Source organism: Methanosarcina subterranea (assembly GCF_055385895.1).
Genome location: NZ_AP042426.1, coordinates 4,421,157 through 4,434,704 on the forward strand (window position 1 = coordinate 4,421,157; position 13,548 = coordinate 4,434,704).

The window sequence follows — 13,548 nt, forward strand, 5'->3', positions numbered from 1 at the left end:
ATAATTTAACATATCAAATCGGCATAAATTTAGGTCTAATCTCTCTTTCAAATCTGTTTTTCTTCTTTTTTCGATTCTTCAGACAAGCTGGTGGAGGTGCTGATGTTTACCTGAATTAAAAACGGTTTCCGGGGTAAAGGAAAATATTCTCCTGGTTCGGAAGATATTCCTCCAGTATCCGTCTTTTAATTACGGTGCCGTCCTTTGGATCGCTTTTTATCTGGCTGGCAGGTCGGCCCAAGCCCGAGCGGCGCGAAAGAGAAATACGAAATCTCTTCTTCCGTTCAATTTCAATAAGCTTTTAATAACAGTTAACTTCATTATCCCTTAGATGCTCACCAAAAGAATCATACCATGCCTTGATGTGACCCTTGACAGGGCAGGCGGCTGTGTTGTCAAGGGCGTGGAGTTTGTGGACCTGAAAGAGGCCGGAGACCCTGTGGAGCTCGCCAAGCGCTATAATGAAGACGGCGCAGACGAACTTGTTTTCCTGGACATCACAGCTTCAGCTCACGGCAGGGAAACCATGATCGATGTGATTGAAAGGACTGCAGATGAGGTCTTTATCCCTCTTACAGTGGGAGGCGGGATCGGTTCGATTGATGCTATCCGCCAGATCCTCAGGGCAGGCGCGGATAAAGTTTCGGTCAACACTTCAGCAGTAAAGAACCCTGATTTTATCAAAGAGTCTTCTGACATATTTGGAGCCCAATGTATTGTTACTGCTATTGACTGCAGGCGAAATACAGATATAAAGAACAATCCCGGAAAAACTGTTCTGGAGCTGGAAGACGGGACCCCTGCCTGGTATGAAGTGGTAATTTATGGAGGCAGGGAAGCTACAGGGATTGATGCCGTGCAGTGGGCAAAAAGAGCAGAAGAACTGGGCTCGGGAGAAATCCTGCTTACAAGTATGGACAGAGATGGAACCTGTGCAGGCTACGATCTCCCCATTACAAGAAAGCTCTCTGAAGAGCTGGATGTACCAATCATCGCCTCTGGCGGAGTTGGAAACCCACAGCACATCTATGAAGGTTTTTCAAAAGGAAAAGCAGATGCCGCCCTTGCAGCAAGCATATTCCACTTCAGCGAATATTCAATACATCAAGTAAAAGAATACTTGAAAGAGAGGGAAATCCCTGTAAGGCTCTGAATTCGGAGAAAAAAACAGCAGGACACTTATCCGGCAGGATACTTTATTCAGAGGATACTTTATTCAGAGGATACTTTATTCAGAGGATACTTTATTCAGGTTGTCGGTTCGCTTTAACAGAATAGAGGCAGGAAACAGGAGAGAGAATATGGAAATTTCTGAGTTTCAGAAGCTTATGTATGAACTCTACGCCCATAACGACAAAAGGAGAGGTGGAAAGGCTACGATGCTCTGGTTGGTTGAGGAAGTAGGAGAACTTGCCGAAGCTATTCGCAGAGAAGAACCTGAAAATATAGAGGAGGAACTTGCGGACTGCTTTGCCTGGATAGGGGCTCTTGCCAACCTCTATGGAGTCGATCTTGAAGAAGCCTTCCTTAAAAAGTATCCCGGTGTCTGCCCTACTTGCAGGCAAAAGCCCTGCGTCTGCATTGACTGAGTACGCATAAATGCAGAGTGGGGTATTTTCAAGCATTTATTTTGTTCAAGCAGAAGATCCTGATAATTGGAACCTTGCAGTCAAGAGCAATAATCCGATAATTCCTATGACTATAATCTTTCAAGGTCCCTGATTATCCAGGAAATATATTTTTAAGAACTTTAGTTTATCCGGCGCCTCTATTATTTCAACTGTTACGTATTCTATCAGGTAGAGGCTCACTTTCAGATATTTTGAGATACTTTTTTATTTATTAGAGGCAATCTCTTGTTCGGAATTTATCTGGATTGTTTATTTATCGGGGTAATCGAAGATGTCAGAAACAGAAACTATCGAAACTCTTGAAGGGTTGCAGTTGAAGATCCTGAACAACACCGGTGAGAACTTTGTGCTTCAGGCTCAGAAAATTGAGAAGGGAAAATACAAAAAAGGCCACCTTGCTCCGGAAAAAGTCGGATCTTATGAGGAAGAGATCTTTGAACTCATTGCATGCGAAGGAAGTTGTGAGGGTGGGGCGGATATCGAAGGCTGGATTAAATACGGGATAGGGTGCTCAGAAGGGTTCTTCAAGATACACTTCAAGTACATTGGAAAGCAAGATAAAGTCAGCTATTCCTGTGAATCCCATATGCACGATGGAAAAATACTTTGCGAAACCTCAAAAGATAAGAAGAGCGATAGGATTGTGACCTGGATAATAGGACCAAAGGCATAACTCGAAAAAACGTTATATCGGACTTGTCCGGTAATTCTTTAATCTACACCTGTTATTATTTTTTCCTTTTATTATTTTTCCTTTTCATTTTTTATCTTCCCAATTTTAATTTCAGTACCTTAAATCTTCCAGCAGGAAAGGATGCCAAAGATTAATTAAGAGCATACTCTGTAATCCCATCTGATGAAGCCTGCAAAACCTGAACTGCTGGCTCCAGCCGGCGGCATGGAAGCCCTTATGGCAGCCGTAGAAAACGGAGCCGATGCTGTGTATCTCGGAGCCAGGGCTTTTAGCGCCCGGGGATATGCATCCAATTTTTCAGAGGAAGAACTTGAAAAAGTCATTGATTATGCCCATCTAAGGGGCGTGAAAATATACGTAACTGTAAACACCCTCCTCAAAGAAAGTGAAATGGAAAGTGCTCTTATATTGCTTTCCCGTCTGAGAGAAATGGGGACAGATGCGATTATCATTCAGGACATTGGGCTTATTTCCCTTTCCCAAAAATACCTGCCTGACCTTCCCCTGCACGCAAGTACACAGATGACTTTGCACAATAGCGAAGGAATCGGGTTTGTAAAAGAGCTGGGAATCGAAAGGGTTGTGCTCTCAAGGGAAGTTTCGCTTGAAGACATAAGAAAGATAAAAGAAAAAAATGATGTGGAGATAGAGGTTTTCGTACACGGAGCCCTCTGCATTTCCTATTCAGGGCAGTGCCTCCTGAGCAGCCTTATAGGGGGAAGAAGCGGAAACAGGGGATACTGTGCCCAGCCGTGCCGCAAAAAGTACAGGCTGTACTGTGCAGGAAAGCAGATAAAAACAGCCGGCAGTTATCTTTTAAGCCCTAAGGACCTTAACACGACCTCAGGCCTCGGAGCCCTTATAGAAGCCGGGATAGAGTCCTTCAAAATAGAGGGTAGGATGAAAAGGCCGGAATATGTTGCAGGTGTTGTCAGGATCTACAGCCGCCTGATTGACAGTTATCTGAAAAACCCTGCCGATTATTCGGTTTCTGAAGACGAGCAGGAAACCCTTACCCAGCTTTTTAACCGCGGCTTTACCTCAGGATATTTTTTTGGAAACCCGCGCGGAAAACTTATGAGTCGGGAAAATCCACATAACCGCGGCATTCCTGCAGGCACGGTTATTAGCTATGACAGGCGTACGGAACGCATCCGTGTAAAACTTTCGAACTCCCTTCGACTGGGAGACGGTATAATGGTCGAAAATGCCGAGACAAGGCCTGAAGACAAAGGAAAAATAATATCCTCAATGTATTCTGAAAAGGGCCCTGTATACAGTGCAGGAAAAGGAGAAGTCATAGAGATCCCCTTTGATTCGAGGGCGCCATCAGGAAGCATGGTTTACAGGACCCATGACAAGAAGCTTATGGATTCCCTTAAAAAAGAAAGCGAATCCGGATCTTTGAGGCCCAGGATTCCGTTATCTCTCACGGTAACCCTTTCCCCGGGAAAACCTGCCAGGCTCGAGATAAAGGACAGCGATTCAAATACAGTGACAGTTGAATCCGAATATCTGGTCGAGAAGGCTGAGAAACTGCCAACCTCAAAAGCCCAGGTAGAAAAACAGCTTACAAAACTTGGAAATACGATTTTTGAGGCATCAGAACTTAATGTGAATATGGATAAGGATATTTTTATTCCAGTAGGGAAGCTGAACGATCTGAGGACGAAAGCGGTTTTACAGCTTGAAAACCTGCGCGTATCAAAGTGGAAGCGGAAACCTCTCGAAAATCTGCAGCTCCTTGCACCTGGAGAAAGAAAGGCAAAGGAAACAGAGGGAACAACGGAGACAGAGGAAATAGAGGAAATAAAGGAATTAAAATCCCAAAAACTTCCGGGAAAGCCTTTGCTCTCAGTTTCCGTTTATTCCCTCGAAGGGCTTGAAGGGGCTCTTGCAGGCGGAGCAGACTGCGTTTACTTCGGAGAGGGGCTTTTTAGAAGGCCACAAACAACAGGAAAAGAGAAAAACTCCGAAGTGGAGGAATCCTCCTTTAGATGCCTTGATTCCAGATTTGAAAGTGCTGTTCTGAAAGCCAAATCTGCAGGCAGAAAAATCTATTTCAATACTCCTAAAATAGCGAAGGATTCCGAGATGAAGCAGGTTGATGAAACCCTTTCCAATGTCTTAAAGTTAGGAGCTGACGGTGTCCTTGTTTCAAACCTGGGTACATTTAACCTCGCAAAAGAAAAAAAGATCCCGTTTATTGCAGACAGTCCCCTGAATATCTATAACGGTCATACCTTTGCCCTTCTCTTGCAGAAAGGAGCAGAAATGGCTGTGATTTCTCCAGAATTGACGCTTGAAGAGCTCAAAGAAGTGGCTCCTCACGGACCTGCAGAGTGTGTTGTCCACGGCCGTCTCGAACTGATGGAATCCGAACACTGCCTCCCAGACGGGCTGCTCGGGAAAGAAGGAAATCATTGCAGTGCTCCCTGCACCTCAGGAGATTTTACGCTAGTAGATGAGAAGAATTACGAATTTCCCTTGCTCATGGACTATCAGTGCAGAACCCATCTCCTGAACTCAAGATCCCTCTGCATGCTTGAATATATCCCTGCATTTATAGAAAGTGGAATCTCAAGCCTGAGAATTGAGACTCTCGGAATGGATAATGCAGAAGAAATCAGGAGAATTACAGGAAAATACAGGAAAGCAATTGATGCATTTAGTGAGACCGGAGATAGGGCAAAGGAAAAATGTGAGGATATCGGAAAAGGTTTTACCACAGGACATTACTTCAGAGGCGTGCAATAAGAGGACTGAAACAGATAAAAAACAAACAAAAACAATCCGAAAAACAGACAAAAAAGCTGTGTGGTATAGCAGATAAAAAGGGTGGTAGGATAATGGAAAAAAAGAAAGTTGCAGAACGGCAGAGCCCGAAAATTTTCCTGTCAGGCTCGATCAGGGGAGGAAGACAGCTTCTTGAGACATACCGGTTTATGTACGCTGCCCTCGAGGAAGCAGGAGCAGAAGTACTTAGCTGGCATGTTGCAGATCCCGATCTGGAAGAAAACGAATCAAAAATGACTGAACAGGACATTTATGATAGAGATATGGGGCTGCTTGCAAAAAGCGATGCTCTGATTGCAGAGGTGACAGTACCATCTACGGGCGTGGGCTATGAAATATGCAGGGCGCTTGACCGGAAAATTCCTGTGCTCTGCCTGCATAGGCCCGATGCTGTAGTCTCTGCAATGGTGCTTGGGAACCCTTACCCTTCGCTGGATATACGAGCTTATTCAAACGAGTCAGTACTTAATGAAATTATTATAAAATTTGTCCGGGCTCTATGAAGGAAAAAATGCCGTAAAATAGTGTACCTCTCTCAAATAAAAAAGATCAGTAGCCTTTTCAAGTATGTCTGGCACAAATTCCCAAAAAGCCATAACTGGTTCAGAAAACTCAGTGATAAATATAAATAATTTGAACACTATGTATAATCTATGGTAGTCGGAGTTCCCGAAATCTCAGTATTGATCCTGGCAGCTGTAGTAGCGTTTGTGCTGTACAAAATGCTCAAGACTGCCACCAGCCTTGCAATAAATGCAGTGCTTGGGATCTTAGCCCTGATAGTAGCAAAATTTTTGCTAGGACTTGAAATCGCAATCACCTGGGTAGCAGTCCTGGTCTGCGCAATAGGAGGTATCTTCGGAGCCCTTGTAATAATTGTGCTTAATTACCTTAAGCTAGCTTTTATATGAAAATAAAAATAAAGTATTCAGGTTGTTTTTAAAGTTGTATAGAGGGTCTGGAACGGCAAAAAACAGATGAGTAGAAAGATTCAGAGAAAGTATGAGTTAAGTTCGAAGTTTCCGGAAAACTCCCCTGACCATATGCCGTTGATAAGATTTCCCTCTAAAAGTTTTCTCTTTTATTACATTTTCCAGTTCAAGGACTTCAAACCCGCAGAAAAGTTCCTTTACCTCTTCTTCGGTAAAATAATGGTAAATTATCCCGTTTTGACGGACAAAAGTTTTTTCTTCAAATGGGCTTGAAGGCTCTCCTCCACAGCGCATATCCTCACAGCCGAACGCCTCGAAAAAAACGAAACCTTCACAGCAGAGAAGGCGCAAGAATTCCCTGACAGCAGCTTGCCGCTCTCCTTTAAAAAGATGTTGGAGTACACCATAACAGAGAATTCCGTCAAATGAGCCGGATTTGAAAGGAAGAGCATGCACACTTGCTCCAAGATGTTCTGCAAACCTGCCGCTTCTTGCAAGCTGCGTACGGGAACTTCCGAGAGCGGTTAAGGAAATATCAGCCCCGACCGCAGTATAATGCCTCGAAAGCTCTCCAAGGTACCTTCCATTCCCCGAACCTGCATCCAGGACTCTCACTTCTGGCGCAAGATAAGCCTGCAGACTCCGGATAGATGCTGGGCCCCCCCATTTTAGGTGGACATATTCCTTATCCCATGCAAGGAAGTGCTCTTTTGAAGAGCCTGCAGGCTTTTTCACCGGTTCATCTGTATTATTTGGTTCATCTGTATCCTTTGTATCTACCGTGCCGGTCATCTCTGTGTCCGTAATACCCATATCTTTTATGATCTCTGCATCATCTATTTCCATATTTGCCTGTCTTTTTCCACGTTTACCTTTCTTTTTTCATACCCATCTGACTTTATTTATCTCGTAAGGCGAGAAGACCCCCTCCTCAGGAGATCCGGTTTACCGGATCGAACAGATGTGGGATGGAAGCCGTCAACTTCCAGATATTATATCGATAGTAAATCTGTTAATCTTAACATAGTTTCAAAACATATATAATGCCAATGAAACGAGGAAACCGATACAGGATTTACCCTAACAAAGAACAAAAAGTTCTTATGGAAAAACACTTCGGTAGTACTCGGTTCGTCTATAACAAACTTCTAAATATTAAATCTACATTATATAGAAAGTGTAGAATAAGTATTTCTGAATTTGATCTTAATAATCACTTGTTAGTTCTAAAAGAAATATATCCCTGGCTAAAAGAGATTAACGCCGGGGCACTTCAGCAAGCAAGCCGAAATCTAAATAAAGCTTTCACAAACTTTTTCAATTTCGGATTCGGTTATCCTCAAAGAAAAAGCAAAAAGGATCATCATTTTTCTTTCCAGCTTCCACAACATTATGATCTTAATGTAGAAAAGTTAGAAATTAAGTTGCCTAAATTCGGTTGGATAAAAGTTAAGATGCACAGAGACATTTTTCAAGGAAAGATGAAAACATTAACAGTATCGAGAACTCCTACTGGAAAATACTATATAAGCGTCTTAACGGATGATGGAATAGAACTACCAGAACCCGAACCTTTTTCTCATGCTACTCTCATCGGAGTAGACGTAGGACTCAAAACATTTGCTGCACTATCAACAGGAGAGAAAATTGATAATCCTAAATTCCTGAAGAATTCTCTTGAAAGGCTGAAGTGTTTGCAGAGGAGAGTTTCGGGAAAAGTAATCGGTTCTAAAAACAGAAGAAAGGCAGTATATAAGCTTGCTAAACTGCACGAACTAATCTCAACTCAAAGACATGACTTCCAACACAATGTCTCAAAAAAGCTCATAAGCAACAACCAAGCGATAGCTATTGAGACATTGAATATCAAGGGAATGATGAAAAACCACAATCGTGCTCAATCAACCGGAGATGCAGGTTGGTATAGTTTTGTCCTGAAATTACAGTATAAAGCAGAATGGTTAGGAAAAACTATATTGAAGATAGGGCAATGGGAACCTTCATCAAAGACCTGTAACGTTTGTGGATACAAATATCAAGATCTAACTGAAGAAATAAGAGAGTGGCAGTGTCCCGATTGCGGAACTAACCACGATCGAGACATTAATGCCGCTATTAACATCAAAAAATTTGCACTCCTGGGACAAGAGGTAGAGCCTGTGGACTCGCAGAGGTTGCTCTGGAGAATGAAGCAGGAAGCACCTTCCTCAAAAGCTTGAGCCATTAGGCCAGAGCTTTAGGGAGGGGTAGTTCACGAGCGTTTTTCAGGGATGTATGTTGAAGCTTCTCTGAACCGGGTTATAAGGAAGTCCTTCTCAAAAGAAGATAAGAACCAGCCTGCTTTTGGGCCCGAGCTCTGCCCGAGAATTGAGGTATAGATCGCTTTGAAAAGGTCTTTAGGGTCTACCTGTGGGACCGGTTCATTTAACTTTTCCGTGATCAGCCCGTTCAGTTCAGAACCTTCATCTTTTGCGGAATATACCAGCATATGGTATTCCTCTCCGCTGATCTCTCCTCTCGCTTCAATAAGGTCTGCAAAAGCCCCAAGGAAGGCTTTCTGGAGTTCCGAAAGGGTAGCTGCCTGCACAGACACTCTCTCTTTTACACTGAACCTGGCAAAAGGCGGAGCATAGAGTTCAAGCCATCTGGAGACATTATCTACAAGTTCCCTGATACACTTTTCATCTTCAATTGAAAAGCCTGAACGTTTTACGATCTTCAGCACCTGCTCGAAATCCCCCCTGGCAACCTGGTAGATTGTTACCATCTGCTTGAAAGGAATTTCCGGATGGCAGATGCCAGTTGCCCTGGAGAGTTCGTAAATCTTCTTTTCAAAGTCTCCAAGGGAGGGGTCATTTTCCCGGAACTTCTCTCTGAGCCGCTCGTATTCGTCCACCATTGTAAGGAGAGGCTGCCCGGGGTCGAACTGGATATGTTTTTCAGGTTTTGTACGGATAATCAGGTAACGGAGGACTTCGGGAGGCACCACCTCAAGCATATCAGAAATCGAGACAACCACTCCCGTAGAAGAAGACATAGCCCCTTGCTTTCCAAGCATTATCCACTCGTAGACTATAGGATAGGGAGGTTCGTGTCCGTAGATTTCCCTTACTATTCTCTTTCCTGTATCATAGGAGCCGCCTCTTGAGGCGTGGTCTTTTCCAAAAGGCTCAACAGTTACCCCGAGAACAGCCCAGCGGGCAGGCCAGTCCACTCTCCAGGTAAGCTTTCCCCCTCCTGTCATCGGCACCGTCCCTGAGTGCCCGCAGGCACAGACGTAGTCCACAGTTTCGGCTTCCAGATCAAACCCTGTGACTTTTGTGGTCGTTATTTTCCCGCACTCGTTACAGCGGGGGTTAAAAGGGCTCCATTCTTCTGCGACTGTTTTTCCAGAAACCTCTTCAAGGATTTTTGCAATTTCGTCCCTTTTCACAAGGGCGGACTTTATCGCTCCGGTATACATTCCTGCCCTGTACATTTCGGCCGCCCTGTAGACCTCGGGGTTGATGCCAAGGCGTCTGAGTGCTTCAAGGAAAGGCTTCAGGAAATGCTCAGCGTAATTTGCACATTCCCCGCATGGGCAGGGAACCTCGGAAATGGGTTTTCCCACATGCTCGGCATAACTTTCTGGAAGGAAAGGATAAACCTTACGCAGCGGGTCATAATTATCGGCAATGTAGATAAAACGGGCATCTGCTCCCCTGTCAAGGAGAGCACGATAAGCAGCATCAGCAGTCACTACCTCCCTCATATTGCCTATATGGATGTGTCCGGAGGGAGTGATTCCAGTGGCAACAAGGTGCTTGCCACTCTTATTTAACGCGTCTTCGGCTATGACGTCTGCCCAGTGAATTGTATCAGCCATGGTTCTCACCAAAATATAAGATAAACCGTAGAATCAGGTATGAAGACAAGAAATCAGGATCTTTTCATGCATATCTACAGGTTTGGATTTCCTGCATAATTATCGTATCAACGGATAAACTTTGGGCTGGCAATGAAAACCCTGAAAGTACTTGATTTCTTTCCATTTCAAGACACAGGGAACCAAAGAGAATGAAAGACAGAAAAACAGAAAAAAGGTAGAGACTGGTAAATTAAAGAAGGAAAGGATGAAACAGGGAAAAAAGGAAGAGAGAATCAACTCAGGGAGACAAAAAAAGGAAAAAAAGTAATGGAGGTTCAAAGGCAAATTGTTTCAGGAGTCTACAGAATTACGGAGATTTAAAATGGCGCTTTACAAGGCAAATCAAGTAAATTTGATTTACCAATAAATAAAAGCACGTATAAATATATAAATTTATCGCATTTAGTCGATTACGTCCTTAAAAAAAAGATAATTACAGAACAACCAGACTAAAAACAACTAAAACGGAAATCCGAAATGAAAACTGTTCAGACCTGAAAGAAAAACTGCAAATTGGAAAAACAAAGAAGAATGACTGCAAAAAAATAAAATGGGTTTGAAATATAATAATCCGTTGAAATAGCAGTTTCTAAAACCCGGGCTTCAGTACAGTTTTATAAAAAAACTCTGTTGAAACCAATCAAATCGTGGTGCTTTCTTTTTTAACTCTCAGTTAAGCAGTGTAAACCTATTTTACCATTAATGCAGAAAGATAACCGTTCCTGTAAAAAATAAGGCTAAAAAACAGCACTTAAGGCTAAAAACAGCATTTTTTCAAAGAAAAGAACATATACAGGCGTAAATCTCCCATAATGCCCCAATTAACCGTTTATGCGCATGAATCGTCCTGCCAGATCCTTTATTTACAATTAAAAGTTATATTTTTCCCCTGAGAATCAATCATCAAAAACGGATTCGGCATTCCAACTAACAATTGTTCCAGTAGCCGCATCAATTTCAAATTCATATTCCATATTGTCAAAAATGATAGACCCTTCATATACTGCTATTCCATCTTCATAATCCAGATAAAGACGAACGTTGGATTCAGTTGCTCCATAAACTTTTGCAAGTGCTGTGGATTTTGCCTTTTCTTGACCAGTATACATATTGTTATCACCTGACTGTGTACTGGAATGCCGCATAGTTTTCCGCATCATAGTCGTAGCTTAAAATTCTCCCGTAGATGCATCAATATCATAATCATATTCATTTGTATTCGGTTAAGGATTTTGAGCTGCGGATCTCGATTTCGACGGAAAAACTCAAACCCAAATGTTTAGTGTTTAAATTGAAATCGATATCAGATTCCAGTTTTGCATTTGATGAATAATTTAACAAATTTTATGAAAATCAATGCAAGTGATAACGATTTTTCCTTAACCGATGACCAATGTAATCATATTCAGTGTTACACCATAAAACTCGATTTCATACTCCGGTCTGCCATCATCTGCGTCAGGTTTTACCGTGAAAAAAGTGACATTAGCTTCTGCAAGTCCGGCATGAACAGGAGCGATTTCCTTTGCGCTGTCTGCAGTCATACTACCCGTACTGTTAATATTTTCATATATATAGGAGTTTATAGAAACTATAGGGAATATTACTTCATCAGCAGTGCCGGGGTCGTATCGTCTGTAGCCGCACAACCAGCAGCACTTATTGCTAATACACTGACCATTAATATCGTAAATAGTGTTTTTTCACTAAAATACTTCGAGATATAATTTTGTTTTCGTAGAAAGAGTAGTTTTTAATTTTAGAAACATAAGTGTTACTATTTAAATCAAAATTTGTACTTCAAGATCAAAAATCAATTGTTATCTGATACCTGTCGAAAGCAGTATGTGAACATGAAGACCTGTTTTCAAAAGAAAAAGGCATGAACCAGGAGCCCTTTCCTCGCTTCAGAAGGAAGCAGGCAGGAGTAAGTCACCAGAGATCAAAAGAAACAAGCGAAAAGAATCCAATAAGACATTCAATAAAAAGAAAATGGAAAGAACGGCAGAGATTCATCCCCGGAATACGGATCGGGAAGGAAATTTCCAGAGCGGTTTTCCGGAGATATGGAAGCATTTTCGAGGGCTGTTCCCGTTTTTTGCTTCCTGCCGTTTTTCCATTTCATGGACGAAGGTACAGGCCAGAGCCTGAACCAGTCCATCTTAAGCAATCTGTCTTCTGAAAAGATTACAGGAGTTTATCTTGACATCAAGAACCTTCTCGATATTCATTTTTGCAGCAATGCCCTTTGCGGCACCCGGGACTGAGGTGATCACGCCAATATCGAGCTCTTCACGGAGTTCGCGCATAACGTGCTCATCTGAGAGATCCATTGTGTCAACACTGAGCTTCTTTGCCACATACTCTTTTGCTTCTTTTATCCTCATGTTCTTTGAGAATTCCATCCTTGCTACAAGGTCTCCGGCTGCTCTCATACCTGTCATACCTGAAGCCATTATGTGGGAGATCGGCATACCCAGAGGGTCGCCGACCCCGACCTATATGCCGTCTACGCCGGCAATCTCGACCATTGCCTTGCTTGCCCTTGTAACGGCATCGATTGGAGGAGTCTCAAGCATCGGAATTCCGCCTACACCCATACCCATATCAACGTGACAGGGGATAGTGGAGGCTTCAACCGCTGCCTTCATGAAAGTTACTGCCCGTGCCAGGTTCCATGGAGAAGTCTTGCTGGTGTTTGTGTTGCATACAGGCCCAAAGACATTTGCGCCTGCTTTTGCAACAAGTGGAGCCTGCTGGTGTGGCCAGAGCCCTGCAAGGGTCACGCCGTCATACTGCAGGTTCCCGTGCATCCCAAGCACCATTTCTCCAGCCATACCGGCTTCGATGTACATGTCAGGGAATTCCTTCCTGAGAGCTTCGATTGCGTGCAGGGTCCCGTACATGTCAGCGTCGCCTGCTGCAGCTGTTGTGTCAAAGTTAATACCATCCGCACCCGAGGCAAAGAGCTTCTGCATAACCCAGACAGTGTCCCTTGTAAGGTGCTCGGCTGCATGTTCCATGGAGTCCCAGGCTTCCTGAATTTTGAAAGCCTTCATCAAGTCACCGGGGTTTTCGAAAGGCCCGTCAGGAGTATAATAAAGCCCCATGTTAGGCATTGCACCGTAGAAGAGAGGGATAACCATGTTCTGCTGGCAGACTTCCATTGCCTGGCATTCGTTTGAGACCACGGGTTTTACAGGTTTGTAGCTGTAGTCAATATGCCCGAGTTCCATGGTGTCGGCACCAAAAGCCCTCTCGTGCATCATGCAGCCGACAAGCCGGCTTGAGGGAATACCTACACCACTGTTACCCTGGTCGCCGTCAAGCCTCAGAGTCCCGATATCGTGAGTTACAGGCACTTCCATGCCGTGTTCCACACTGACTGCCTTTCCGGGCATCATAAGGATTTCTGCAAGCTTGTCGACTTCATCGGCACTCAGACCGGAGATCTCACCAAGGTCGGCGGCATTTGCCACACCTGCCTCAAGTTCCTCAATGATCTTTTCTTTCGTAAGGAAGATACGTTTCCCGTCTCCCATTCTCAAAGCATATTCAGTTGCCATTTCTTCACCATTTATGTTGTTT

General features: G+C 43.5%; 12 protein-coding genes and 1 pseudogene. 7 read left to right on the top strand and 6 right to left on the bottom strand.

Translation table 11 applies throughout. The annotated features are described in order from the left end of the window. The first annotated feature begins 331 nt into the window (after window positions 1-331). The 6 genes from hisF to ACZ5A8_RS19360 all read left to right on the top strand — a co-directional run bounded on the left by hisF (window position 332) and on the right by ACZ5A8_RS19360 (window position 6,032). Window positions 332-1,153, top strand: a complete 822-nt coding sequence (gene hisF, locus ACZ5A8_RS19335) for an imidazole glycerol phosphate synthase subunit HisF (RefSeq protein ID WP_464530987.1) — start codon at window positions 332-334, stop codon at window positions 1,151-1,153. Between the two features lie 148 nt (window positions 1,154-1,301). After that, window positions 1,302-1,589 (top strand): MazG nucleotide pyrophosphohydrolase domain-containing protein, encoded by a 288-nt coding sequence (locus ACZ5A8_RS19340; RefSeq protein ID WP_464530988.1) that lies wholly within the window; start codon window positions 1,302-1,304, stop codon window positions 1,587-1,589. A gap of 313 nt (window positions 1,590-1,902) precedes the next feature. Beyond that, window positions 1,903-2,304, top strand: a complete 402-nt coding sequence (locus tag ACZ5A8_RS19345; protein WP_229390814.1) for a hypothetical protein — start codon at window positions 1,903-1,905, stop codon at window positions 2,302-2,304. 183 nt (window positions 2,305-2,487) lie between these two features. After that, a complete protein-coding gene (locus tag ACZ5A8_RS19350; protein WP_464530990.1) occupies window positions 2,488-5,082 on the top strand; it encodes a U32 family peptidase in 2,595 nt (864 codons plus the stop codon). Between the two features lie 92 nt (window positions 5,083-5,174). Then, entirely contained in the window at window positions 5,175-5,624 is a 450-nt protein-coding gene (locus ACZ5A8_RS19355) for a nucleoside 2-deoxyribosyltransferase (RefSeq protein WP_464530992.1), read from the top strand. Between the two features lie 150 nt (window positions 5,625-5,774). After that, the gene (locus tag ACZ5A8_RS19360; RefSeq protein ID WP_464530994.1) at window positions 5,775-6,032 is read left to right on the top strand and encodes a pro-sigmaK processing inhibitor BofA family protein; all 258 of its coding nucleotides are present in this window, start codon (window positions 5,775-5,777) and stop codon (window positions 6,030-6,032) included. Window positions 6,033-6,128: 96 nt separating this feature from the next. Here the strand turns inward: ACZ5A8_RS19360 and ACZ5A8_RS19365 are convergent, their stop codons facing one another. Next, window positions 6,129-6,899, bottom strand: coding sequence for a class I SAM-dependent methyltransferase (locus ACZ5A8_RS19365; protein ID WP_464530996.1), 771 nt, complete (start codon window positions 6,897-6,899; stop codon window positions 6,129-6,131). A gap of 257 nt (window positions 6,900-7,156) precedes the next feature. On the opposite strand from ACZ5A8_RS19365, the gene ACZ5A8_RS19370 reads away from it, so the two are divergent. Further along, on the top strand, window positions 7,157-8,272 hold the full coding sequence (locus ACZ5A8_RS19370) for an RNA-guided endonuclease TnpB family protein (protein WP_464530933.1): 1,116 nt from the start codon (window positions 7,157-7,159) through the stop codon (window positions 8,270-8,272). A 32-nt stretch (window positions 8,273-8,304) separates the two neighbouring features. Here the strand turns inward: ACZ5A8_RS19370 and lysS are convergent, their stop codons facing one another. The 5 genes and pseudogenes from lysS to mtbB form a co-directional block, all read right to left on the bottom strand. After that, the gene (gene lysS, locus ACZ5A8_RS19375; protein WP_464530998.1) at window positions 8,305-9,918 is read right to left on the bottom strand and encodes a lysine--tRNA ligase; all 1,614 of its coding nucleotides are present in this window, start codon (window positions 9,916-9,918) and stop codon (window positions 8,305-8,307) included. Window positions 9,919-10,856: 938 nt separating this feature from the next. Then, window positions 10,857-11,069 (bottom strand): PepSY domain-containing protein, encoded by a 213-nt coding sequence (locus tag ACZ5A8_RS19380; protein WP_464530999.1) that lies wholly within the window; start codon window positions 11,067-11,069, stop codon window positions 10,857-10,859. A gap of 270 nt (window positions 11,070-11,339) precedes the next feature. Continuing rightward, window positions 11,340-11,504 (bottom strand): hypothetical protein, encoded by a 165-nt coding sequence (locus ACZ5A8_RS19385; protein WP_464531000.1) that lies wholly within the window; start codon window positions 11,502-11,504, stop codon window positions 11,340-11,342. A gap of 434 nt (window positions 11,505-11,938) precedes the next feature. Beyond that, a complete protein-coding gene (locus tag ACZ5A8_RS19390) occupies window positions 11,939-12,121 on the bottom strand; it encodes a hypothetical protein (protein ID WP_464531002.1) in 183 nt (60 codons plus the stop codon). A 1-nt stretch (window position 12,122) separates the two neighbouring features. Further along, window positions 12,123-13,526, bottom strand: a pseudogene (mtbB, locus tag ACZ5A8_RS19395) ([dimethylamine--corrinoid protein] Co-methyltransferase). Window positions 13,527-13,548: the final 22 nt, after the last annotated feature.